Genomic DNA, 24,211 nt, shown 5'->3' on the forward strand with positions numbered 1-24,211 from the left:
AGGAGAAAAAATTATGGCAAGTTACTTTATTGGTGTGGATGTCGGAACCGGAAGCGCCAGAGCAGGCGTATTTGATCTTAACGGCAGGATGGTCGGTCAGGCCAGTCGGGCCATCGAGATTTACCGCCCGCAGGCCGATTTTGTTGAGCAGTCCTCCGATAATATCTGGCAGGCAGTGTGTAACGCGGTTCGCGATGCCATCAACCAATCAGATATCAACCCGATTCAGGTTAAAGGGTTAGGCTTTGATGCAACCTGTTCTTTGGTGGTGCTGGATAAAGAGGGTAACCCCCTGACCATCAGTCCCTCCGGACGTAGCGAACAGAATATTATTGTGTGGATGGACCACCGCGCCATTACCCAGGCCGACCGCATCAACGCCCTTCATCATCGGGTACTGGACTACGTCGGCGGCATTATTTCTCCGGAAATGCAGACGCCAAAACTGCTGTGGCTGAAACAGCATATGCCCAATACCTGGGCCAATGCGGGTTACTACTTTGATTTGCCAGACTTCCTCACCTGGCGTGCGACCGGAGACGACACGCGTTCGCTGTGTTCAACGGTCTGCAAATGGACCTATATGGGCCATGAAGACAAATGGGATGCCAGCTACTTCCGCCAGATCGGACTGGAAGATTTACTGGAGCACGATGCGGCCAAAATTGGTCGCTACGTAAAAACCATGGGTGAACCGCTCGGTCATGGGCTGTCAGCACGCGCCGCCAGCGAAATGGGGCTGATTCCGGGGACGGCAGTCAGCGTATCGATCATCGATGCGCACGCTGGCACCCTCGGCACACTCGGCGCCTGCGGCGTTTCCGGCGAAGTGGCGGATTTTGACCGTCGTGTCGCACTGATTGGCGGTACCTCCACGGGCCATATGGCCATTTCCAAAGAGCCGCGTTTTATCAGCGGCATCTGGGGTCCATACTACTCTGCCGTTCTGCCGGGGTATTGGCTAAATGAAGGCGGGCAATCAGCGACCGGGGCGTTAATCGACCACGTCATTCAGTCGCATCCGTGCTATGAAACACTACTGGCGCAGGCGAAGTCCCAGGGACAAACCATTTACGAAGTGCTGAACGCACTGCTGCGTAAAATGGCCGGTGAGCCGGAAGATATCGCGTTCCTGACCCGCGACATGCATATCCTGCCCTATTTCCACGGCAACCGCTCACCGCGCGCTAACCCAACGCTCACAGGGGCAATCACCGGGCTGAAGCTATCCCGCACGGCGGAAGATATGGCGTTGCAGTATCTGGCGACTATCCAGGCCATTGCCCTGGGGACACGTCATATTATCGAAACGATGAATCAAAGTGGTTACACCATCGATACCATTATGGCCAGCGGCGGCGGTACAAAGAACCCGATCTTCGTTCAGGAACATGCCAACGCCACGGGTTGCGCAATGTTACTGCCAGAAGAGAGCGAAGCCATGCTGCTGGGTGGCGCGATGATGGGCACCATCGCGGCAGGTGTTTTTGACACCCTACCGGAAGCGATGTCGGCGATGAGTCGTATTGGTAAGACGGTCACCCCACAAACTAACCGTATTAAGCAGTACTACGATCGCAAATACCGGGTATTCCACGAGATGTATCAGGACCACATGAAATACCGCGAGCTGATGCAGGAGGGCGCATGAGTAACTCCTGGTCTCAGGCCACCAGCGTATTTCAGCTCTATAGCGATGCCCTGGCGAGTCTGGGGCAGCATCTGACTGAACCTGTCTGGCAGTCGTTGATGGCGGAGCTACGCGGTTGCCGGGGGAAAATCGTCGTCACTGGCGTGGGCACCTCCGGCATTGCCGCGCGTAAAGTGGCGCATATGCTTGCCTGCGTGGAACGTCCAGCGATTTACCTCAATGCCACCGACGCCGCACATGGCGATCTGGGGTTTTTACGCGCCGATGATCTGGTCATCATGCTGTCACGCGGGGGCAATTCCGATGAACTCACTCGGCTGCTACCCGGTCTGGCAGCGAGAAATGTGCCTATCCTGAGCATCACTGAAAACGCCGCTTCAGCCATTGCTAAAGCATCGAGACTGGTGATTTCCACCGGCGTACAGCGCGAAGCCGATCCGCTAAACATGCTGGCGACCACGTCAATAATGCTGGTACTGGCAATCTTTGACGCCGCCTGCGCCTGCCTGATGAGCGAAAGCGGCTACTCAAAAGAGACGCTGTTATCTGTGCATCCAGGCGGTGATGTGGGATTAACGCTGAGCCGTGGTAAGTAACGCCAGACAGCCGTACCGGAGGTAATGAATCTGTTGCCTCCGGTATATTGCTACGTTCACCTTATGTTATTCACTTCTCTGCAACGATACTGCCTGTGAACGGAACCCTTAGCAGGAATCACATGTTCTCCATCATGTTTAACATGACATGCAGTACATCTCTGGCATATCTAAACAAAAGATAAAACAGTGAAAAAGCGGATTAACGCGCTGCGTTCAACTACCGCTATCTGTTCCGCACGTTAAAAATTCTGTGACGCCCCCCAGCATTCCTGGCGGAAAGCATTCCATTCTCCATTTCAATAAGCAAACTTTAGCTATTCTTATCAAACATACTTACGGGAGATCCTACAGATGATGTCAACGCTTGCCCCGCCATCTGTACTATCCGCTCCCCAGCGCCGTTGTCAGGTGCTTCTGACGCTTTTCCTGCCAGGGCAAGTTGCCACTGCGCAGACTTTCAGCACGCTGAACGGGGTCGATGATGCCACGGTTCGGGAAGATATTATCGGTGCCGGACTCGAAATCCAGCGCTATCACCGACTCGCCATTACCACCGCTCAGAATGGACATTATGCAATAGAAGGAACCCCGCTCAATCAGCGTCTGTGCCTGTTACAGTGGCTGCGCCGTGGCCTGCGGATTTGTCCAACATTTATTGCCCAGCAGTTTACCCCGGCGTTAAAAATGGAACTTAAGCAACGTGGTATTGCGCGAACGCTGTATGACGACACCAATCTGCATGCGCTGATCAACCTGTGTTCCCGACGCTTGCAGAAGCCGTTTGAGTGCCGTGATATCCAGTTCCTGAGGCTTTATTTACAGTACTGCCTGCTACAGCATCACGCAGGGATCACCCCGGAGTTTAATCCTCTGCAACAACGCTGGGCGCAAGCTTGTGCCGAATACCCACTCGCTGAGGAAATAGGCCGCCACTGGCAACGGCACGTTATGCAGAGTGCGCCGCTGGGGGAATCGCTGTTTATGGCGCTGCTGTTTTCGATGATCCGCATCCCCGACCCGATTCGTGATAACCACCAACAGGATCGTCGTCTGCGCCTTGAGATTGCCCGGTTGGTGCTGCGTTTTCGTGAATATGGCAACGTCCGCTTCAGCAATGAACAGGGGCTAAATGACCAACTGTATGTACATCTGGCTCAAGCACTGAACCGCAGTCTGTTCGCCATTGGTATTGATAACACCCTGCCGGAAGAGTTCAGTAGGCTGTATCCCCGGTTAGTACGCACCACGCGTGAAGCGTTACACGGATTCGAAGAGGAATACGATGTGCGTTTTTCCGAGGAAGAGACTGGGCTGGTGGCGGTCATTTTCGGTGCCTGGCTGATGCAGGAAAAGGATTTACACGAGAAGCAGATAATCCTGCTGACCGGCAATAACGAACAACGTGAGGCACATATAGAGCAACAACTGCGCGAACTGACGCTGCTGCCGCTCAATGTAAAGCATATGCCAATGCAGGACTTTCAAAAAGAAGGTTCACCGCGTGGTGTGGCGCTGATTATTACACCGTACACCACGCCGCTACCGCTGTTTTCACCACCGTTGATTCATGCGGACCTGGCGCTTACGCAACATCAGCAGCAACAGATCCGCAAAATCCTCGAATCATGATGCCGCTGGTTGCGCCACCACTTTTGGTCGCAAGACAATCGCAGGAAGCGCCACCAGCGCCATCACCCAGAATACGCCACTGCCCAGATTTTGATACAGGTAGCCGGCGAACACGGTCATGATGGCGATACTCCCCCCCATCGCCACCGCGGAATAAACCGCCTGCAAACGAATGACTTCGCTGCCCTGCCGCGTCGCGATATAGCGCATCGCCGCCAGGTGACAGACGGTAAAGGTTCCGCAATGCAGGATCTGCACCACAATCAGCCACGGCAGTTCGGTACTCCAGCCCATCAATCCCCAACGCACCACGCCGCAAACGGCAGAGAGCAGCAGCAGATCGCGAGCGCTAAAGCGGCGGAATAGCTTGTGGCTGAGCGCAAAAATAATCACTTCCGCCACCACGCCGAGCGACCATAAGTACCCTACCGCCGAGGCAGAATATCCAGCCGACTGCCAGTAGAGGGCGCTAAAACCGTAATAGGCCGCATGAGCCCCTTGCAGCAGGCTTACGCAGGCGAGAAAACGCCAGCTTTGGGCTATCAACGTGCGCCAGGCCGGCCATCCCGCACTCTCCTGCTGACGGTTTTCCCCCGCAGGCTGAACGCTCGGGCGGATCATCATCCCCAGCAGCATCGACGCGACCCCAAGCGACAACAGTACAAGGATCATCCGGTAATCAAACAGGCTCACCAGTTTACCGGTTAGCGCGGAGCCGATGACAAATGCCACGGACCCCCACAGGCGCACCCGACCATAATCCATGGTTATTTGTTTTTGCCAGGTGTTGGCCAACGCGTCGGTCAGCGGCACCAGCGGTGAGAAAAACAGGTTAAAACCGACCATCACCACCATCAGCCACGCCACGTTAGTGCCCGCCCAGAAAGCCAGCGCAAAGACCAGCGTCAGGAGCGCCAGGATACGCAAAGCAGAGATCAGGTGAGAGGGATCGCTCACGCGCGGCGCAATCAGCAAACTCCCCAGAAAACGAGCAATCAGCCCAGCGCCCAGCAGCACACCAATGGTTTCCGGCGTTAGCCCCAACCCTTCGAGCCAGACGCTCCAGAAAGGCAGAAAAATACCGTAGCTAAAGAAATAGGTGAAATAACTGAGCGCCAGCCAGCGCGTGGAATGCAGAGCCATGAATCCCTCCCGTTTGGAGGCGATAGTCTGGCGACAAACGCAGGCTGGCGCAAGAGAGCATTAACAGACAAATAACATGATTTTCGCCCTATTCGATACAAATTTGCAGCGAAAAATGGCAACGTTCCCCCTGAGCCAGAACCTGCAATCCCGGCTGTCCCTGCATGTGGTGGGCTTTTACCGGATGCGTCTGCGGCTCAAGACACAAGAACGACTCACCCGACATTCTGAACAGAATCAACCATGGAGTTTGCGCTAAAATCGTGACCTTTATCACATCGCATTGAATGACGGCCCGCCCACTCCAGCCCGAATAGCCAACGTTGAGCCGCTGATGGGGATTGGCTATCTGTATGTGGAATCACAACTGAGCGAACAGTAACGATTACTCCGTCAGACTCACCTCTAAACGTTCCTGTACCGTGGCGATAAAATCAGCAAGCGCGGGTTTTATCGTCCCCTTTTTCCACGCCATCAGCAGTGAAATGGTCGGGATATCGCCGACAATTGGCCGGAAAACCACCTGACCGGTATTAAAATTATTCATATAACCGGGTATCAAAGTTACCCCCAGTCCCATACCGACCAGGTTCATGGTCACCAGAATATTGGTAGCCATCTGTACAATATTGGGCTGGCTTTTTTGCTGCTGGAACCAGTTTTTGACAATCATCGCTAACGCACCGGAATAAGCAGGATCGGTGCTGACAAAATTTACACCGTTCAGTTGCTGTGCCGATATTGCCTTTTCACTGGCTAACGGATGGTTAGCCGGTAGCACCACCACCAGCGGCTCATGGAAAAGTTCCAGATAGTCCAGTTCCGGGCTGTAAACCGGATGGCGCATTAAGCCCACATCCAGCTCCCCACGCAGGATCTTCTCTTCCTGTTCCGTAGTTATCAGACTCACCAATTCAATGTGTGTATCCGGTTGTTTTAAACGAAACAAAGGCAGCACCTTAGGCAGCAGATTTACCTCTGCTGAAGGAACAAAACCAATTGTAAAATGCTTATCTTCCTGCACCGTTTTACGGGCGCGAATTTTCGCGCTCTCCGCCTGTTCGAGGATAGCCAGCGCATCCTGTAAAAAGCACTCTCCCGCCGCTGTCAGAGCCACTTTTCGCTTATCGCGTACCAGTAACGGAACACCCACACAGGCCTCCAGATCGCGGATCTGGCTGCTCAACGACGGCTGAGAGGTATGCAGCTTTTCTGCCGCACGGGTGAAATTCAGCGCCTGAGCCACCGCGACAAAATAGCGTAAGTGCCTCAGTTCCATGCCCTTCTCCTTGTTATCGAAAAAATGTCTCAACTGGTAGAAATTTACTATTTCACAGATTGATAACTAACCAGCAACATCCTTATGGCACAAAAAAAGAAGGTCAATACATCTTAGCTTTCAGGATTAAAAAATATGACCACACCCTCAAATTTAGACATCTACCAACTGATTGATACCCAAAACGGTCGCGTAACGCCACGGATTTATACCGACCCTGAAATTTACCAACTGGAGCTGGAACGGATCTTCGGACGCTGCTGGTTATTCCTCGCGCACGAAAGCCAAATTCCAAAACCGGGTGACTTTTTTAACACCTACATGGGCGAGGATGCGGTCGTGGTGGTGCGTCAGAAAGACGGCAGCATCAAAGCCTTTCTCAACCAATGCCGCCACCGCGCAATGCGGGTCAGTTACGCCGACTGCGGTAACACCCGTGCCTTTACCTGCCCATATCACGGCTGGTCATACGGTATTAACGGCGAGCTCATCGATGTCCCGCTGGAGCCACGCGCTTACCCACAAGGGTTGTGCAAATCTCACTGGGGCCTGAACGAAGTACCCGGCGTTGAGAGCTACAAGGGGCTGATCTTCGGCAACTGGGACACCAGTGCACCTGCGCTACGCGATTATCTCGGCGACATCGCCTGGTATCTGGACGGCGTGCTTGATCGTCGCGAAGGCGGCACTGAAATCGTCGGTGGTGTACAAAAGTGGACTATTGACTGTAACTGGAAATTCCCCGCCGAGCAGTTTGCCAGCGATCAATATCACGCCCTGTTTAGCCATGCATCTGCCGTCCAGGTACTGGGCGCGAAAGATGACGGCAGTGATAAACGCCTGGGGGACGGACAAACCGCCCGTCCGGTGTGGGAAACCGCCAAAGATGCGCTGCAATTCGGTCAGGACGGTCACGGCAGCGGATTTTTCTTTACCGAGAAACCCGATGCCAACGTCTGGGTCGACGGTGAAGTCTCCAGCTATTACCGCGATACCTATGCAGAGGCCGAACAGCGGCTGGGCAAAGTTCGCGCTCTGCGACTGGCGGGCCATAACAATATCTTCCCAACGCTGTCATGGCTAAACGGTACTGCCACGCTGCGTGTCTGGCATCCACGTGGACCCGATCAGGTAGAAGTGTGGGCATTTTGTATTACCGATAAGGCCGCGTCAGATGACGTCAAAGCGGCATTTGAAAACAGCGCTACCCGTGCCTTCGGCCCGGCTGGGTTCCTTGAGCAGGATGATTCAGAAAACTGGTGTGAAATTCAAAAGCTGCTGAAAGGCCACCGGGCGCGCAATACCAAACTGTGTCTGGAGATGGGATTGGGCCAGGAAAAACGCCGTGAAGACGGTATTCCGGGGATCACCAACTACATCTTCTCAGAAACCGCCGCGCGCGGCATGTACCAGCGTTGGGCCGATCTGCTCAGTAGCGAAAGCTGGCAGGAAGTGCATGAGAAAACCGCCGCTTACCAGCAGGAGGTGATGAAATGAGTACCTTAGTCTCCCTGGAGCTTCATCATCGCATTGCGCAGTTTCTCTACCATGAGGCCAGCCTGCTGGATGACTGGAAGTTTCGCGACTGGCTGGCACAACTGGACGACGACATTCGCTACACCATGCGTACCACAGTCAATGCCCAGACCCGCGATCGTCGCAAAGGCGTGCAGCCGCCGACGACGTGGATTTTCAATGACAACAAAGATCAGCTTGAGCGCCGGATCGCCCGCCTCGAAACCGGTATGGCCTGGGCGGAAGAGCCGCCATCGCGCACTCGTCATCTGATCAGCAACCTGCAGATCAGCGAAACGGGCCAACCCGACGTGTTCGCGGTGCGCCTTAACTACCTGCTGTACCGCGCGCAAAAAGAGCGAGATGAAACCTTTTACGTTGGCATGCGCGTAGACAAAGTCCGTCGTCTGCCGGGTGATGAGTGGCGTTTACTGGAGCGTGAGATCGTGCTGGATCAGGCGGTGATCACCTCCCATAACCTGAGTGTCCTGTTCTGATGAGCCGTATTTATGCCTGCCCCGTAGGGGATTTGCCGGAGGGTGAAGCTCTCCGGCTCGACACGTCGCCCGTCATCGCGCTGTTTAACGTCGGCGGCGAGTTTTATGCCATTAACGATCGCTGCAGCCACGGCAATGCCTCGATGTCGGAAGGTTATCTGGAAGACGATGCCACCGTGGAATGCCCGCTGCATGCGGCCAGTTTTTGTCTGAAAACCGGCAAAGCGCTATGCCTGCCCGCCACCGATCCGCTGACTACCTATGCCGTGTATGTGGAAGGTAGTGATGTGTTTGTTGATATTCCCGGAGGGGCCTGATGAGCGATTTACGCGACAACATCATCTTTATTACTGGCGGTGGTTCTGGCCTCGGTCTGGCTCTGGTCGAACGCTTTATCGAAGAAGGTGCAAAAGTTGCCACGCTGGAACTGTCGACAGCCAAGGTCGCCAGCTTGCGCCAGCGCTTTGGCGAACACGTGCTGGCGGTAGAAGGGAATGTCACCTGTTATGCCGACTATCAGCGGGCGGTGGATCAGATCCTCACGACGTTCGGCAAGCTGGACTGCTTTATCGGTAATGCCGGGATTTGGGATCATAATGCTTCGCTGATCAGTACCTCCGCCGAGGCGCTGGAAAGCGGCTTTCATGAGTTGTTCAACGTTAACGTGCTGGGCTATCTGCTGGGTGCGAAAGCCTGTGCCGCTGCGCTTATTGCCAGCGAAGGCAGTATCATTTTTACCCTTTCCAATGCCGCATGGTATCCCGGCGGCGGCGGCCCGTTGTATACCGCAAGCAAGCACGCCGCAACTGGACTCATTCGTCAGTTAGCCTACGAATTAGCACCGAAAGTTCGTGTCAACGGCGTAGGGCCGTGCGGTATGGCAACCGACCTACGCGGGCCGCAGGCGTTGGGTCAGAACGATACATCAATTATGCAATCACTGACGCCGGAAAAAATCGCCGCTATCCTGCCGCTGCAGTTTTTCCCTGATCCGGCAGATTTTACCGGTCCATACGTGATGCTGGCATCAAAGCGCAACAACCGTACGTTGAGCGGCGTGATGATCAATGCCGATGCTGGCCTGGGTATTCGCGGTATTCGCCACGTTGCCGCCGGACTGGATCTCTGAGGAGGCGTTATGCACAACAAAATTATTGCTATCGTCGGCGGTGGACAGGCCGCAGCGATGGCAGCGGTAGCACTGCGCCAGCAAGGGTTTGACGGCGAGATACATCTGTTCTCCAATGAGCCGCATCTGCCGTACGAACGCCCTCCATTGTCCAAAGCCATGCTACTGGACGACACCCCGCAGCTACAGCCGGTACTCAACGCGGCCTGGTGGCAGGAAAATAATGTTCATCTGCATCTGAACGTGACTATCCAGACGCTCGGTCGCCAGACACATCAGCTCGAGCTGGCTGACGGCCAGGTTTATCCGTGGGATCAGCTGCTGATTGCCACGGGAGCGGCTGCTCGCCCTCTTCCACTGCTGGATAAACTGGGCGATCGCTGCTTTACCCTGCGCCACGCGGACGACGCGACTCGTCTGCGAGATGCATTACTCCCCGGTAAATCGATTGTGATTATCGGGGCGGGCACCATTGGTCTGGAACTGGCGGCCAGTGCGACCCAGCGCGGTTGCCGGGTAACGGTAGTGGAGCAGGCTCCAACGGTGATGGGCCGCAATGCGCCTGCCCCGGTGCGTGACTATCTGCTAGCACGCCACCAACAGGCGGGTGTGCAGGTACGGCTCAACAGCACTATCGAGCACGTCGAAAGCGGAGAGTTATTTACCCTGGCGCTGCAAAATGGTGAAAGCGTCACTGCCGATGCGGTGATCTACGGCATTGGCATCGTGGCGAATGACGCACTGGCCCGCGATGCAGGCCTGGAGACGGCTAACGGCGTTATCGTTGATACCGCTTGTACCACCTCCGATCCGGCGATTTTTGCTGCCGGCGACGTGGCGCTGACGCATCAGCCCGACGGTTCGCTGGCGCGTGTCGAAAGCTGGGAAAATGCCAATATCCAGGCACAAATTGCCGCTGCCGCAATGCTCAATTTGCCGTTGCCGGAGAAGACGCCCGGCTGGTTCTGGACTGACCAATACCAGGATAACGTGCAGTTTATTGGCGAAATGCAGGGAGATAGCTGGCTTGTACGCGGCGATACTGATGCGCAGAAAGCGATATGGTTTAACCTGCAGGATGGTGTAATTGTCGGCGCAGTAACGTTGAATCAGGGCCGAGAAATACGTTTATTGCGGAAATGGATTCAGGGCAGGAAAAAGCCGCCAATGGCGGCTTTAGTCGATGAAGCAATCGTGCTTAAGTCGATATAACGGCTGGAGGATGCTGCGTTTATCCGGCCTACAAATCACTCGTATGTAGGCCGGATAAGGTGTTTACACCGCCATCCGGCAATCCGTATTACTTACGCGTAAACCGGGAAGCGTGCACAGATATCCAGCACTTTACCTTTCACACGCTCAATAACAGCTTCGTCATTGATGTTGTCCAGAACGTCACACATCCAGCCAGCCAGTTCTTTCACTTCTGCTTCTTTAAAGCCACGACGAGTCACAGCCGGAGAACCAATGCGGATACCAGAAGTCACAAACGGGCTCTTCGGATCGTTCGGCACGCTGTTTTTGTTAACGGTGATGTTAGCACGGCCCAACGCGGCGTCAGCTTCTTTACCAGTCAGGTTTTTATCAACCAGATCCAGCAGGAACAGGTGGTTTTCAGTACCGCCAGAAACCACTTTGTAACCACGGTTCAGGAACACTTCCACCATCGCTTTGGCGTTTTTAGCAACCTGCTGCTGGTAAACTTTGAACTCTGGCTCCATCGCTTCTTTCAGCGCTACCGCTTTTGCCGCGATAACATGCATCAGCGGGCCGCCCTGCGCACTTGGGAACACCGCGGAGTTCAGCTTTTTGTACAGCTCTTCGTCACCGCCTTTCGCCAGGATCAGGCCGCCACGCGGACCCGCCAGGGTTTTGTGGGTGGTGGTGGTCACAACGTGTGCGTGTGGAACCGGGTTCGGATAAACGCCTGCGGCAATCAGACCCGCAACGTGCGCCATGTCAACAAACAGGTACGCGCCGATGCTGTCAGCGATTTCACGCATTTTTGCCCAGTCAACCACACCGGAATAAGCAGAGAAGCCACCGATGATCATCTTCGGTTTGTGCTCTTTAGCCTGCTTAGCCATGTCTTCGTAGTCAATTTTACCGGACTCATCAATACCGTAAGGAATGATGTTGTACAGTTTGCCGGAGAAGTTTACCGGGGAGCCGTGAGTCAGGTGGCCGCCTTGCGCCAGGTTCATACCCAGAACGGTATCACCCGGTTGCAGCAGTGCGGTATAAACAGCGAAGTTAGCCTGAGAACCTGAGTGCGGTTGGACGTTAGCGTAATCAGCACCAAACAGCTCTTTCGCGCGGTCGATCGCCAGTTGCTCAACGATATCAACGTATTCGCAACCGCCGTAATAGCGCTTGCCCGGATAACCTTCAGCGTATTTGTTGGTCAGCTGAGAACCCTGTGCCTGCATCACGCGCGGGCTGGTGTAGTTTTCGGAGGCGATCAGTTCGATGTGCTCTTCCTGACGTACTTTTTCCTGCTCCATAGCCTGCCACAGTTCGGCATCATAATCGGCAATGTTCATTTCACGCTTTAACATCCGCATCTCCTGACTCAGCTAACAATAGAATTTCGGCCTAAAAAGGTTGTCCCTAGGACTTCGGCCAACAGTATAACCGAATCATTCTTCGATAACAGGTCTTGACAAAGGATTTTACGCAAACGATTACCTTCGCGGTACACAAGGCTTTTTGGAACAAAGCTCTGCTGAATTTCAACGGATTTCTTTTCAGGTTTGTGATGCAGATTTTTCACGTTGTAACCTTTACAACGCAAAGTTACAAAGAACCATTTACAATGCAGGGGTATTTTTTATAAGATGTATTTGACATACATCATTAAAGTCTCAGATAAAGGAAGACCGTATGCTTGACGCACAAACCATCGCTACAGTGAAAGCCACCATTCCCTTGCTGGTTGAAACAGGTCCGAAACTGACCGCTCATTTCTACGATCGCATGTTTACGCATAACCCAGAGCTGAAAGAAATTTTCAACATGAGTAACCAGCGTAATGGCGATCAGCGCGAAGCGTTGTTTAACGCCATTGCCGCGTATGCCAGCAATATCGAAAACCTGCCAGCGCTACTGCCAGCGGTCGAGAAAATCGCCCAGAAGCATACCAGCTTCCAGATTAAACCCGAGCAGTACAACATCGTGGGTGGTCATCTGTTGGCAACGCTGGATGAAATGTTCAGCCCAGGCCAGGAAGTGCTGGATGCGTGGGGCAAAGCGTATGGGGTGCTGGCTAACGTCTTTATCAACCGTGAGGCGCAAATCTACAGCGAAAATGCCAGCAAAAATGGCGGCTGGGAAGGCACCCGTCCTTTCCGCATCGTGGCCAAAACCCCGCGTAGCGCGTTAATCACCAGCTTTGAGTTTGAACCGGTCGACGGCGGTGCGGTCGCGGAATACCATCCGGGGCAGTATCTGGGCGTTTGGCTGAAGCCAGAAGGCTTCCCACATCAGGAGATTCGTCAGTACTCACTGACTCGTAAACCGAACGGCAAAGGCTACCGTATTGCCGTTAAGCGTGAAGAAGGTGGTCAGGTCTCAACCTGGTTGCACAACCACGCAAATGTGGGTGACGTTGTTCATTTAGCTGCACCTGCTGGCGATTTCTTTATGGATGTCGCCACCGATACTCCTGTGTCTCTGATTTCCGCAGGCGTCGGTCAGACCCCAATGCTGGCCATGCTGGACACGCTGGCAAAAGCGAATCATACCGCGCAGGTTAACTGGTTCCACGCGGCTGAAAACGGCGACGTGCATGCCTTTGCCGATGAAGTGAATGAACTAGGCAAAACGCTGCCACGCTTTAGCGCACACACCTGGTATCGTGAGCCAACCGAAGCCGATCGTGCGAAAGGTACGTTTGACAGTGTTGGGCTGATGGATCTGAACAAACTGGAAGGCGCTATCAGTGACCCGGCGATGCAGTTCTACCTGTGCGGCCCGGTTGGCTTTATGCAATTTGCTGCAAAGCAACTGGTCGGTCTGGGTGTGAAAAACGAAAACATTCATTACGAATGCTTCGGCCCACATAAAGTCTTGTAATTAAGTCAGCGAGTAGGCCGGATAAGGCGTATACGCCGTCATCCGGCAATCACTCTGCCTGATGCACTACGCTTATCAGGCCTACAAATTAACGGCGCGGCTTAGATTGCCGCGTCGTCTTCTTCGCCAGTACGGATACGAATAACACGCGCCACATCGAAGACAAAAATCTTACCGTCGCCGATTTTGCCGGTCTGGGCAGTACGAATAATCGTGTCGACACAGGTATCAACAATATCGTCGGTAACCACGATTTCAATTTTTACCTTCGGCAGAAAATCCACCATATATTCCGCGCCACGGTACAACTCGGTGTGGCCTTTCTGACGGCCAAACCCCTTCACTTCTGTCACCGTCATACCGGTAATGCCGACTTCTGCCAGCGCTTCGCGGACATCGTCCAGCTTGAAGGGTTTAATAATCGCATCAATCTTTTTCATGCTATTCCTTGAAAAGGTCGCCTGTCTTTTGATCAAATAAAGCTAACATAATCCGCAGATTTATTCTTTGAAATCGTTTGCATCAAGTTCATGACGAGAGAGCAACTTGTAGAATTCTGTGCGATTGCGTCCCGCCATTCGTGCAGCATGGGTAACATTGCCTTTGGTGATTTGCAGTAGCTTACGCAAGTAGTTGAGCTCAAACTGATTGCGCGCTTCAACAAAGGTTGGCAGCGCCGTATTTTCACCTTCCAGCGCCTGCTCTACCAGCGCGTCACTGATCACCGGCGAAGAGGTTAACGCCACGCACTGTTCAATCACGTTGACCAACTGACGCACGTTGCCCGGCCAACTGGCGGTCATTAAACGTTTCATCGCATCAGTCGAAAAAGCACGGACAAACGGTTTGTGCCGTTCGGCTGACTGACGCAGCAGATGGTTTGCCAGCAGTGGTATATCTTCTGTACGCTCGGCCAGCGCCGGGATCTTCAGACTTACCACGTTGAGACGGTAATAGAGATCCTCACGAAATTCGCCCCGCGCCATGGCTTTGGGCAGGTCGCGGTGCGTTGCAGAAACAATCCGCACATCAATGTCGATATCACGATTGCTACCGAGCGGACGAACTTTACGCTCCTGCAATACGCGCAGCAATTTAACCTGTAACGGCGCGGGCATATCGCCTATTTCGTCGAGAAATAACGTCCCACCTTCTGCGGCCTGAAACAGACCTTCACGATTACTCACCGCTCCGGTAAAGGCACCGCGCGCATGACCAAAAAGCTCTGATTCCAGCAGTTGTTCCGGCAACGCCCCGCAGTTTATGGCGATAAAGGGCTTGTGGCTGCGCGGACTGGCGTTGTGAATCGCCTGGGCAAACACCTCTTTCCCGGTGCCGCTCTGCCCGTTGATCAATACGCTGACATCCGATTGCGCGACCATCCGCGCCTGTTCTAACAAACGCAGCATTAACGGGCTACGGGTAACAATTGATTCGCGCCAGCTATCATCAGTAGCAGGCGCGGACTGTTCCAGCGCACCGTCAATCGCTTTGTATAGCGCGTCTTTATCGACCGGCTTGGTGAGAAAGCTGAAAACGCCCTGCTGCGTTGCCGCGACAGCATCGGGAATAGAGCCGTGCGCAGTCAGGATAATGACCGGCATCCCCGGCTGCACTTTCTGGATTTCAGTGAACAGCTGCATGCCGTCCATTTCATCCATGCGCAGGTCGCTAATGACCAGATCCACTTTTTCACGATTCAGTACCCGTAATCCTTCCTGCCCACTTTCTGCAGTTACGACGCTGTAACCTTCACTGGTCAGCCGCATACCGAGCAATTTCAACAGCCCCGGATCGTCATCGACGAGCAGCAGATGCGCGGGCTTGCGGCTTATCATGGCGAGACCTCCCCATCATCAGGCGTCGTGAGCTTATCAGTACCGTGCAACGCATCGGGATTGTAGCTGCCGGCAGGTTTACGGGTGGACAGTTGTCGTTCAATATCGGTCAGGTTTTCCAGCTTACGGGTGGTGAGATCAAGCTGGCTCTGCAAATTCTGTTGCTGTTGGCGCAGCGCATCAAGATCGCTGTCAGATGACTGCTGAAGTTTACTGTAGCGCATACGTTCTTCTGCAAGCTGTAACTGCAGCGTTTGACTACTGCGCCAGACCTGATAAAGCGGACGTACCTGGGCCGGAATTTGCGGGCTTAGCGCATCCAGACGGGTCATTATTTCACGCCTTTCAGGCGGTGTAATGTGGGCGCCATCAAGCAGGATCCCACGCTTAAAAGCACCCTGCCAGGTATCCGTGAGTTGGGTACTGGCTTCACTGCGTGCCTGAACAGGCATCAGGCGATCGGCACAATCCATGGTTCGCAACCAGTAGAGCGGGTTGGTATCTGTGGACTGGCCCGACAGCGACCAGATATCCGTACATTCGGTGGCAAGGTAATCAGCGAGTTGATGCGGCGGGATTTTCTCCTGCGAAGGATCGCCGATAATGTGATTCACCGCGTTGGGAACGCAGCCGACCAGCGCCAGGCATGGCAGACTTGCGAGTAAGACGCGGCGAATAAAATCTCGTTTAAGCATTCGGGCAACAACGTGTGGCATACTCACCAGACTTAGGTTCATTTTAGTGGTTTTTCGATGCAGATAGCGGCAGTTCTATGCGGAAACAAACGCTTTGCGCATGCTCATCAACCAGATACAGTTTTCCCCGCATACGGCGGATACAGTCTCTGGCGATACTCAGTCCCAACCCGCTTCCTTTGACTGCCCCTTTTCGCTGATGGCTACCCTGGAAAAAAGGTTCGAAGATCATCGCCTGTTCTGCTTCTGGAATCGGTGTGCCGGTATTTATGACATCAATGTATACCGTCGAGCCATGCAAACTGCTGCGGATCCAAATGTTACCGGATTCAGCGCCATAGTGCACCGCATTGGAATAAAGATTGTCCAGCACGCTCATTAACAGCATGGGCTCGGCCAGACAAGCGTTCGCCGCCAGCGCAACATCAGTATGTATCATTTTGGCGCGAGCGGGCAGGCTATGTGCTGAAACAACACTTTCCACCAACGGCGCGATTTCTACGCGCTCAAGTTCTACTTCGTCATCCGCCAGCTTGCGGTTGTAATCTAGCAATTGCTCAATCAGCTTTTGTAGATTACGGCTACTGTCATCGAGAATACCGACCACCTCTTTTTGCTCGGGAGTGAGCGGCCCAACTACCTGATCGGCCAGCAACTCCGTGCCTTCACGCATGCTGGCCAGCGGCGTTTTCAGTTCATGTGAGAGATGGCGTAAAAACTGATGTCGCTGTGACTCAAGCCAGGAAAGGCGCTCGCTCAACCAGATTATGCGCTGGCCAACGGAACGCAGTTCCCGGGGGCCTGTAAACAATACGCTATCGCCCAGTGAGCGACCTTCCCCCAGACGATTAATCATCCGTTCAATACCCTTCACCGGGCCGATAATCATACGGGTAAACAGCAGTACCATCGCCAGACTCACGAGAAACAGTACCAGCGCCTGCCAGCCAAAGAACTGACCACGTTCGGCAATTTCTTGTTGTAACTGCTGACCGCGCGAGAAGACCACGGTACGGGTGGCCTGCACCATGTCGGTATTCGCATTAGCGAAGGCTTCCAGTCGGGCTGCCGCCTGGCTGTCAGGACCGCTGTTATTACACTGCAGTTGGGCGAGATCGTTGAGATCCTGCCGTAACGCTTGGTAGAGCTTGTTGTCCGGTAAAACGCCCGCATGCGCGTCCAGCATGTCGCTATAACGCTTACGCTGGCTCTGGTAAACCTTTGCCAGCGTCGGATCATCCAGCACACAATACTGTCGGTAGCTACGCTCCATCTCCAGCGCGGCATTGGTCATCGCCTCGCTGCGTCGGGCATCAATGAGCGTGGTTCTGTTAGTCAGCGCCGCCTGAGCGCTCAGGGCGTTCAGACTCTGCCACGCTTGCCAGGCCAGTACGAGCAAAGGGAGCAGGATCAGCAAAAATGCCAGCGTCACCAGCTGACGTAAGGATCGAGGGAAAACAGACCAGCGCTTCAAGGCGTTACTCTCAATGGACGGGAATAAGACGATGCTAACTGAGGGGAACGTCAGATACAACAAAGCCGGGATTAACCCGGCTTTGTTATGGAATAAGGCGGTGCCTAACTCGACGTTTCGCCCGAAGGTTGATATGAGCTTCGCTAATATCAGATGTTGGACGGCAGGCACCTTGTTGTGCGTCATTCGAAGTTTATGTAGCACGTCCCGAAGGGGCTGACATAAGAAGGTGAATGAGCCACTGGTTAATATTATGCAGCATCTGTGCCAATATTCAAAACACTTTGTTAACACAATGATAAATATAAGAAATATGAATAATTGTGTAAAAATAAGGATTGAGTGTTTTTTGTGCACTCTGTCGCTAATAAGCAACACTCGCTGCACTTAAAAATAAAATCATTATAGATCAAGTTATTAAGTGTCTCTTTTTGGCGACAAGCCAACCCTGACAATGTCGGGATTTCCCGACACTTTAATTTTGCGGCATAAGCGCTGAGTTTATTGCCGGATGGCGGCGTAAACGCCTTATCCGGCCTACAAGTGCCCTTCCCCGTAGGCCTGATAAGCGCAGTGCCATCAGGCAGTCGGATGGCGAAGTAAATGCCTTATCCGGCCTACAAACGCTCTTCCCCGTAGGCCTGATAAGCGCAGTGTCATCAGGCAGTCGGATGGCGGCGTAAATGCCTTATCCGGTCTACAAGCGCTCTTCCCCGTAGGCCTGATAAGCGCAGTGCCATCAGGCAGTCGGATGGCGGCGTAAATGCCTTATCCGGCCTACAAGTGCCCTTCCCCGTAGGCCTGATAAACGCAGTGCCATCAGGCAGTCGGATGGCGGCGTAAATGCCTTATCCGGCCTACAAGTGCCCTTCCCCGTAGGCCTGATAAGCGCAGTGCCATCAGGCGCTCTGTATCTGGCTACAAAAAAGCCCCTCGAGAGGGGCTTCATGATGTTCGACCAGATTAACCGAGCTGTTTACGCGCATTACGGAAGATGCGCATCCACGGGCTGTCCTCGCCCCAGTTTTCCGGGTGCCAGGAGTTGCTCACGGTACGGAATACACGTTCCGGGTGTGGCATCATAATAGTTACGCGACCATTTTCAGTGGTAACAGCAGTGATACCGTTTGGAGAACCGTTCGGGTTAGCCGGATAGGTTTCGGTCACCTTACCGTAGTTATCAACGTAGCGCAGCGCCACCAGCCCTTTACTCTCCAGCCCAGCCAAATGCGCATCGTCACGCACTTCCACACGACCTTCGCCGTGAGAAACCGCAATTGGCATCTGTGACCCCACCATACCCTGCAGCAGCAGAGACGGGCTTTGTGTCACTTCGACCAGGCTGAAACGCGCTTCAAAGCGATCGGAGTGGTTACGCACAAAGCGCGGCCACAGGTCGCTTCCAGGGATCAGCTCGCGCAGGTTAGACATCATCTGACAACCGTTACACACGCCGAGTGCCAGCGTTTGCGGGCGATGGAAGAAGGTTTCGAACTCATCACGTACCCGATTGTTGAACAGAATCGACTTCGCCCAACCTTCCCCTGCCCCAAGCACATCACCGTAAGAGAAGCCACCACAGGCCACCAGCGCCTGGAAGTTACCCAGACCAATACGACCGCCCAGCAGATCGCTCATATGCACGTCGATAGCGTCAAAACCCGCACGGTGGAAAGCTGCCGCCATTTCTACGTGGGAGTTAACGCCCTGTTCGCGCAGCACGGCTACTTTTGGACGCGCACCGGTAGCAATATACGGAGCCGCAATATCTTCGTTGATATCAAACGACAGTTTAACGTTGAGACCAGGATCGGCATCGTTGGTTTTAGCATTGTGTTCCTGATCGGCACATTCCGGGTTGTCGCGTAGACGCTGCATCTGCCAGGTTGTTTCCGCCCACCACATACGCAGGGTAGTACGGCTTTCGCTAAACACCGGCTGACCTTGGGCGGTCAGGGTGAAACGATCGCCGGCTACCGCCTGACCGAGATAATGTACGCAATCAGCCAGACCGTTCGCCGCCAGAATTGCTTCTACCGCGTCACGGTCAGCAGCGCGAACCTGAATGACAGCCCCCAGCTCTTCATTAAACAGCGCCGCCAGATGATCATCGCCCAGAGTACCGATATCTGCTTCAACGCCGCAGTGACCGGTAAAGGCCATTTCTGCCAGCGTAACCAGCAGACCGCCGTCGGAGCGATCATGGTAAGCCAGCAGCTTACGTTGTGCGACCAACGCCTGAATGGCGTCGTAGAAGCCTTTCAACTGCGTTACATCGCGCACATCGGCAGGTTTGTCGCCCAGTTGACGGTATACCTGTGCCAGCGATGTCGCACCCAGCGCATTGTGACCAAGGCCAAGATCAATCAGCAGCAGCGCATTGTCTTCAGTAGACAGTTGCGGCGTGATTGTATGGCGCACGTCTTCCACGCGAGCAAAGGCGGTGATCACCAGTGACAGCGGGGAGGTCATTTCACGCTGCTCGTTACCTTCCTGCCAGCGGGTTTTCATCGACATGGAGTCTTTACCCACCGGGATAGTCAGGCCAAGCGCCGGACATAACTCTTCCCCGACAGCTTTTACCGCTTCGTACAGCCCGGCATCTTCACCGGGATGGCCAGCAGCCGCCATCCAGTTTGCTGACAATTTGATACGTTTGATATCGCCAATCTGCGTGGCCGCAATATTGGTTAGCGCTTCACCGACGGCCAGACGCGCAGAGGCGGAAAAGTCCAGCAGCGCGACAGGTGCACGTTCACCGATAGACATCGCTTCGCCATAGTAGCTATCCAGACTGGCGGTAGTGACCGCACAGTTCGCTACCGGAATCTGCCACGGACCAACCATTTGGTCACGCGCCACCATCCCGGTGACAGTACGGTCGCCGATGGTAACGAGGAAGGTTTTCTCTGCTACGGTCGGCAGGTGCAGCACACGGTTTACCGCGTCAGCAATCGTAATATGCTCACGTGCAAGCTGCTCGCCTTTGGCTTTCAGCGTTTGTACGTCGCGGGTCATTTTCGGCGTTTTACCCAGCAGAACGTCCAGCGGCATGTCAATCGGCTGGTTGTCGAAGTGGCTATCGCTCAACGTCAGGTGTTGTTCTTCGATGGCTTCACCAATCACCGCATAGGGGGCACGCTCGCGCTTACACAGTTCATCAAACAGCGGCAGTTGATCGGCGGCCACCGCCAGCACATAGCGCTCCTGAGATTCGTTACACCAGATTTCCAGCGGGCTCATACCCGGTTCATCACTCAGGATATCGCGCAACTGGAATTTGCCGCCGCGTCCGCCGTCACTGACCAGCTCCGGCATGGCATTAGACAGGCCACCCGCACCAACATCGTGGATGAACAGGATCGGGTTAGCGTCCCCCATCTGCCAGCAACGGTCGATAACTTCCTGGCAGCGACGCTCCATTTCCGGGTTGTCGCGCTGTACAGAAGCGAAATCAAGATCGGCATCAGACTGGCCGGAAGCCATAGATGATGCCGCACCACCGCCCAGGCCGATGTTCATCGCCGGACCGCCGAGGACGATCAGCTTAGCACCCACCACGATCTCGCCTTTCTGCACGTGATCTTCACGGATATTGCCGATCCCACCCGCCAGCATGATCGGTTTGTGGTAACCGCGCAGCTCTTCACCGTTATGGCTGTTCACTTTCTCTTCATAGGTGCGGAAGTAGCCCGTCAGCGCAGGACGACCAAACTCGTTGTTAAACGCAGCACCACCCAGTGGACCTTCGGTCATAATATCCAGTGCGGTGACAATACGGTCCGGCTTGCCAAAATCTTCTTCCCACGGCTGTTCAAAGCCCGGGATACGCAGGTTGGAAACGGAGAAACCCACCAGGCCAGCTTTCGGTTTCGCACCGCGCCCGGTTGCGCCTTCATCGCGAATTTCACCACCAGAGCCCGTTGCGGCACCTGGCCACGGCGAGATCGCCGTCGGGTGGTTATGGGTTTCAACCTTCATCAGGATATGAGCAGGCTCCTGATGGAAATCGTAGCGACCGGTCTGGTGGTCAGCAAAGTAGCGACCTACTTCAGAACCTTCCATCACCGCCGCGTTATCTTTATAGGCAGACAGGACGTGATCCGGCGTGGTTTCGAAGGTGTTTTTGATCATCTTGAACAGCGATTTCGGCTGCTGCTTACCGTCGATCACCCAGTCGGCATTAAAAATCTTATGGCGGCAGTGCTCGGAGTTGGCCTGCGCAAACATGTACAGTTCGATATCATTCGGGTTGCGTCCCAGTTTGGTGAACGCATCTTGCAGATAGTCGATTTCATCCTCTGCCAGCGCAAGACCCAAACGCAGGTTAGCGTCAATCAACGCCTGGCGTCCTTCACCCAGCAGGTCAACGCTGGAAACCGGCGCAGGCTGGTGATGAACAAACAGTTTTTCAGCATCGCTCAGCGCAGAGAAAACCGTTTCCATCATGCGGTCATGCAGAATATTGGCAACCGTCAGCCACTGCTCAGCAGTCAGCGTGGAGGCCTCAACATACCAGGCAATGCCACGTTCCAGGCGGCTAATCTGTTGCAGGCCGCAGTTATGGGCAATATCAGTCGCTTTAGAAGACCACGGGGAGATGGTACCCGGGCGAGGCGTGACCAGCAGCAGTTTGCCTTCAGGGGCATGACTGTGAAGAGCAGGACCATATTTCAGCAGACGTGCAAGTTGCGCGCGCTCGTCCTCATTCAATGGTGCATTCAGATCGGCAAAATGGACGTACTCGGCGTAAATATTGTGGACCTGGAGGTTGGCAGCCTGAAAACGTGCCAGCAGTTTGTTAATACGGAATGCAGACAGTGCAGGTGAACCACGCAGAATTTCCATCATAAGTCTCTCGTCTTCTAAGCTTTCGGTGTGCCCAAGTGGGGGAAACGGGCGTCATTATAAAGAATCTACCGCGCCGACGAAACCGTTTGCGTCGAAATAAAATCACGACCTTGTCTTATCATCAAATGCGGTCTGTTTTCTGAATAAGTTGCCAACTGACGCAAGTTTAAGCAAAATGCCGCTCATTAATGACTAATTCACTTCTTAATCAATACCACAGCACACAGAGACAACGTACGGTTCAGAGAATTAACTAATTGAAAAAATTAAAGATTAATTATCTGTTCATCGGTATTTTGACGCTGTTGTTGGCAGCGGCCCTCTGGCCATCCATCCCCTGGTTCGGTAAAGCCGACAATCGTATCGCCGCCATTCAGTCGCGGGGAGAGCTGCGCGTCAGTACCATCGACTCGCCGCTCACTTACGCCACGCTTAATGGGAAAAAGTTTGGACTGGATTACGAACTGACCAAAGCCTTCGCCAACTACCTGGGTGTGAAGCTGAAAATCACCGTACGCCAGAACATCAGCCAGCTTTTTGACGACCTGGATAACGGGAATGCCGATCTGTTAGCCGCCGGTCTGGTGTATAACAGCGAGCGCGTTAAAAATTATCAGCCGGGTCCGACCTACTATTCCGTATCGCAACAACTGGTGTATCGGGTTGGGCAATATCGCCCTCGTAGCCTTGCCAGTGTGACCGAAAATCAGCTGACCATCGCCCCGGGACACGTGGTGATAAACGACCTCCAGCAGTTAAAAGAAAAAAGATTCCCGGACCTGAGCTGGAAAGTTGATGAGAAAAAGGGCACCACTGAACTGCTTGATGATGTCATCGCCGGTAAGCTGGACTATACCATTGCCGATTCCGTCGCCATCAGCCTGTACCAGCGTGTACACCCTGAGCTGGCCATCGCGCTGGATGTCTCCGACGAACAGCCGGTGACCTGGTTCAGCCGTCTGGACGATGACAATACGTTGTCCGCTGCCCTGCTGGATTTCTTCAATACCATGAATGAAGACGGCTCGCTTGCGCGGCTGGAAGAAAAGTACCTTGGGCATGGCGATGATTTTGACTATGTTGATACCCGCACCTTCCTGCGTGCGGTTGATAGCGTATTGCCGGATCTGAAGCCACTTTTTGAAAAATATGCGCAGGAAATAGACTGGCGACTGCTCGCGGCAATCTCTTACCAGGAATCACACTGGGACGCGCAGGCCACCTCCCCGACCGGCGTACGTGGGCTGATGATGCTGACCAAAAATACTGCCCAGAGCCTTGGACTCACTGACCGTACCGATGCCGAACAGAGCATCAGCGGTGGCGCACGCTACTTACAGGATATGATGAGTAAAGTGCCGGATACCGTCCCCGAAGGAGAACGTATCTGGTTTGCACTCGCCGCTTACAATATGGGCTACGCACATATGCTGGATGCGCGGGCGCTGACGGTAAAAACCAAAGGCAACCCGAACAGTTGGTCCGATGTAAAACAACGTCTGCCGCTGCTCAGTCAAAAGCCGTATTACAACAAGCTGACCTATGGCTATGCACGCGGTCACGAAGCCTACGCCTATGTGGAAAATATCCGTAAGTACCAGATAAGTCTGGTGGGATACCTGCAAGAGAAAGAAAAGCAGGCGATTGAAACACAGCGACTGGCGCAGGATTACCCGGCGGTATCACCCACAGAACTGTTAGGCGAGGAGAAGTTTCCGCTGGCGGCATTCCTGTCTCAGACCTCATCAAGCTATCTGTCGCACTCCCCTTCTCTGCTATTTTCGACGCAGAAAAAAGAGCAGAAGTAGTCTTTGAAGGGAATTAGCGCAACGCCCTC

General features: G+C 53.9%; 18 protein-coding genes and 1 pseudogene. 10 read left to right on the forward strand and 9 right to left on the reverse strand.

Translation table 11 applies throughout. From position 1 onward, the window contains the following. The first annotated feature begins 13 nt into the window (after positions 1-13). The 3 genes from NNO03_RS01420 (at position 14) to csiE (ending at position 3,879) form a co-directional block, all read left to right on the forward strand. Positions 14-1,651: an FGGY-family carbohydrate kinase gene (locus tag NNO03_RS01420; RefSeq protein ID WP_271448623.1), complete on the forward strand. Its 1,638-nt coding sequence runs from the start codon at positions 14-16 to the stop codon at positions 1,649-1,651. Beyond that, complete coding sequence (locus tag NNO03_RS01425) at positions 1,648-2,247, forward strand: SIS domain-containing protein (RefSeq protein ID WP_271448624.1); 600 nt, start codon at positions 1,648-1,650, stop codon at positions 2,245-2,247. Before NNO03_RS01420 ends, NNO03_RS01425 begins: the two co-directional genes overlap by 4 nt. Positions 2,248-2,601: 354 nt before the next feature. Next, the gene (csiE, locus tag NNO03_RS01430) at positions 2,602-3,879 is read left to right on the forward strand and encodes a stationary phase inducible protein CsiE (RefSeq protein WP_271448625.1); all 1,278 of its coding nucleotides are present in this window, start codon (positions 2,602-2,604) and stop codon (positions 3,877-3,879) included. On the opposite strand, the gene NNO03_RS01435 is transcribed toward csiE, so the two are convergent. The 3 genes and pseudogenes from NNO03_RS01435 to hcaR form a co-directional block, all read right to left on the reverse strand. Beyond that, positions 3,874-5,022, reverse strand: coding sequence for a 3-phenylpropionate MFS transporter (locus NNO03_RS01435; RefSeq protein WP_271448626.1), 1,149 nt, complete (start codon positions 5,020-5,022; stop codon positions 3,874-3,876). The two genes, csiE and NNO03_RS01435, sit on opposite strands and share 6 nt — an antisense overlap. 88 nt (positions 5,023-5,110) lie before the next feature. Next, positions 5,111-5,356: pseudogene (locus NNO03_RS01440) on the reverse strand (aldose 1-epimerase); the annotation flags it as partial. Between the two features lie 51 nt (positions 5,357-5,407). Further along, the gene (gene hcaR / locus NNO03_RS01445; RefSeq protein ID WP_271448627.1) at positions 5,408-6,301 is read right to left on the reverse strand and encodes a DNA-binding transcriptional regulator HcaR; all 894 of its coding nucleotides are present in this window, start codon (positions 6,299-6,301) and stop codon (positions 5,408-5,410) included. A gap of 135 nt (positions 6,302-6,436) precedes the next feature. Between hcaR and hcaE the strand changes: the two genes are divergently transcribed. Genes hcaE through hcaD form a run of 5 tightly spaced genes read left to right on the forward strand, consistent with a single transcriptional unit; the run spans position 6,437 to position 10,654 of the window. Continuing rightward, the gene (gene hcaE / locus NNO03_RS01450; RefSeq protein WP_271448628.1) at positions 6,437-7,798 is read left to right on the forward strand and encodes a 3-phenylpropionate/cinnamic acid dioxygenase subunit alpha; all 1,362 of its coding nucleotides are present in this window, start codon (positions 6,437-6,439) and stop codon (positions 7,796-7,798) included. Beyond that, positions 7,795-8,313: a 3-phenylpropionate/cinnamic acid dioxygenase subunit beta gene (gene hcaF / locus NNO03_RS01455; protein WP_271440675.1), complete on the forward strand. Its 519-nt coding sequence runs from the start codon at positions 7,795-7,797 to the stop codon at positions 8,311-8,313. The genes hcaE and hcaF overlap by 4 nt, the downstream gene beginning before the upstream one ends. Continuing rightward, positions 8,313-8,630 carry a 3-phenylpropionate/cinnamic acid dioxygenase ferredoxin subunit gene (gene hcaC, locus NNO03_RS01460; protein WP_202038039.1) on the forward strand — a complete coding sequence of 106 codons (318 nt, stop codon included), beginning with the start codon at positions 8,313-8,315 and terminating at the stop codon, positions 8,628-8,630. Before hcaF ends, hcaC begins: the two co-directional genes overlap by 1 nt. Further along, a complete protein-coding gene (gene hcaB, locus NNO03_RS01465) occupies positions 8,630-9,442 on the forward strand; it encodes a 3-phenylpropionate-dihydrodiol/cinnamic acid-dihydrodiol dehydrogenase (protein WP_271448629.1) in 813 nt (270 codons plus the stop codon). Before hcaC ends, hcaB begins: the two co-directional genes overlap by 1 nt. Before the next feature lie 9 nt (positions 9,443-9,451). Beyond that, positions 9,452-10,654 (forward strand): phenylpropionate dioxygenase ferredoxin reductase subunit, encoded by a 1,203-nt coding sequence (gene hcaD / locus NNO03_RS01470; protein WP_271448630.1) that lies wholly within the window; start codon positions 9,452-9,454, stop codon positions 10,652-10,654. A gap of 92 nt (positions 10,655-10,746) precedes the next feature. Here hcaD and glyA read toward each other — a convergent pair whose 3' ends face one another. Further along, complete coding sequence (gene glyA, locus NNO03_RS01475) at positions 10,747-12,000, reverse strand: serine hydroxymethyltransferase (protein ID WP_003835277.1); 1,254 nt, start codon at positions 11,998-12,000, stop codon at positions 10,747-10,749. A gap of 325 nt (positions 12,001-12,325) precedes the next feature. On the opposite strand from glyA, the gene hmpA reads away from it, so the two are divergent. Next, entirely contained in the window at positions 12,326-13,516 is a 1,191-nt protein-coding gene (hmpA, locus tag NNO03_RS01480; RefSeq protein ID WP_271440672.1) for an NO-inducible flavohemoprotein, read from the forward strand. Between the two features lie 101 nt (positions 13,517-13,617). Here the strand turns inward: hmpA and glnB are convergent, their stop codons facing one another. The 5 genes from glnB to purL all read right to left on the reverse strand — a co-directional run bounded on the left by glnB (position 13,618) and on the right by purL (position 22,374). After that, positions 13,618-13,956: a nitrogen regulatory protein P-II gene (gene glnB, locus NNO03_RS01485; RefSeq protein WP_002914032.1), complete on the reverse strand. Its 339-nt coding sequence runs from the start codon at positions 13,954-13,956 to the stop codon at positions 13,618-13,620. A gap of 60 nt (positions 13,957-14,016) precedes the next feature. Continuing rightward, complete coding sequence (gene glrR, locus NNO03_RS01490; protein ID WP_305764056.1) at positions 14,017-15,351, reverse strand: two-component system response regulator GlrR; 1,335 nt, start codon at positions 15,349-15,351, stop codon at positions 14,017-14,019. After that, positions 15,351-16,070, reverse strand: coding sequence for a two-component system QseEF-associated lipoprotein QseG (gene qseG / locus NNO03_RS01495; protein ID WP_271448643.1), 720 nt, complete (start codon positions 16,068-16,070; stop codon positions 15,351-15,353). Before qseG ends, glrR begins: the two co-directional genes overlap by 1 nt. Positions 16,071-16,092: 22 nt before the next feature. After that, positions 16,093-17,523: a two component system sensor histidine kinase QseE/GlrK gene (qseE, locus tag NNO03_RS01500; protein WP_271440708.1), complete on the reverse strand. Its 1,431-nt coding sequence runs from the start codon at positions 17,521-17,523 to the stop codon at positions 16,093-16,095. A gap of 963 nt (positions 17,524-18,486) precedes the next feature. After that, positions 18,487-22,374 (reverse strand): phosphoribosylformylglycinamidine synthase, encoded by a 3,888-nt coding sequence (gene purL / locus NNO03_RS01505; protein WP_271448631.1) that lies wholly within the window; start codon positions 22,372-22,374, stop codon positions 18,487-18,489. A gap of 257 nt (positions 22,375-22,631) precedes the next feature. On the opposite strand from purL, the gene mltF reads away from it, so the two are divergent. After that, positions 22,632-24,182, forward strand: a complete 1,551-nt coding sequence (mltF, locus tag NNO03_RS01510; RefSeq protein ID WP_271448632.1) for a membrane-bound lytic murein transglycosylase MltF — start codon at positions 22,632-22,634, stop codon at positions 24,180-24,182. Positions 24,183-24,211: the final 29 nt, after the last annotated feature.

The organism is Citrobacter sp. Igbk 16 (assembly GCF_028069755.1).
Lineage (GTDB): Bacteria > Pseudomonadota > Gammaproteobacteria > Enterobacterales > Enterobacteriaceae > Citrobacter.

Coding starts and splice junctions, on each gene's coding strand:
- purL (WP_271448631.1), bottom strand. CDS start 22,374: ATGATGGAAATTCTGCGTGGTTCACCTGCACTGTCTGCATTCCGTATT.
- NNO03_RS01420 (WP_271448623.1), top strand. CDS start 14: ATGGCAAGTTACTTTATTGGTGTGGATGTCGGAACCGGAAGCGCCAGA.
- hcaR (WP_271448627.1), bottom strand. CDS start 6,301: ATGGAACTGAGGCACTTACGCTATTTTGTCGCGGTGGCTCAGGCGCTG.
- hmpA (WP_271440672.1), top strand. CDS start 12,326: ATGCTTGACGCACAAACCATCGCTACAGTGAAAGCCACCATTCCCTTG.
- hcaB (WP_271448629.1), top strand. CDS start 8,630: ATGAGCGATTTACGCGACAACATCATCTTTATTACTGGCGGTGGTTCT.
- glnB (WP_002914032.1), bottom strand. CDS start 13,956: ATGAAAAAGATTGATGCGATTATTAAACCCTTCAAGCTGGACGATGTC.
- hcaE (WP_271448628.1), top strand. CDS start 6,437: ATGACCACACCCTCAAATTTAGACATCTACCAACTGATTGATACCCAA.
- qseG (WP_271448643.1), bottom strand. CDS start 16,070: ATGCCACACGTTGTTGCCCGAATGCTTAAACGAGATTTTATTCGCCGC.
- glyA (WP_003835277.1), bottom strand. CDS start 12,000: ATGTTAAAGCGTGAAATGAACATTGCCGATTATGATGCCGAACTGTGG.
- NNO03_RS01425 (WP_271448624.1), top strand. CDS start 1,648: ATGAGTAACTCCTGGTCTCAGGCCACCAGCGTATTTCAGCTCTATAGC.
- hcaF (WP_271440675.1), top strand. CDS start 7,795: ATGAGTACCTTAGTCTCCCTGGAGCTTCATCATCGCATTGCGCAGTTT.
- csiE (WP_271448625.1), top strand. CDS start 2,602: ATGATGTCAACGCTTGCCCCGCCATCTGTACTATCCGCTCCCCAGCGC.
- hcaD (WP_271448630.1), top strand. CDS start 9,452: ATGCACAACAAAATTATTGCTATCGTCGGCGGTGGACAGGCCGCAGCG.
- hcaC (WP_202038039.1), top strand. CDS start 8,313: ATGAGCCGTATTTATGCCTGCCCCGTAGGGGATTTGCCGGAGGGTGAA.
- NNO03_RS01435 (WP_271448626.1), bottom strand. CDS start 5,022: ATGGCTCTGCATTCCACGCGCTGGCTGGCGCTCAGTTATTTCACCTAT.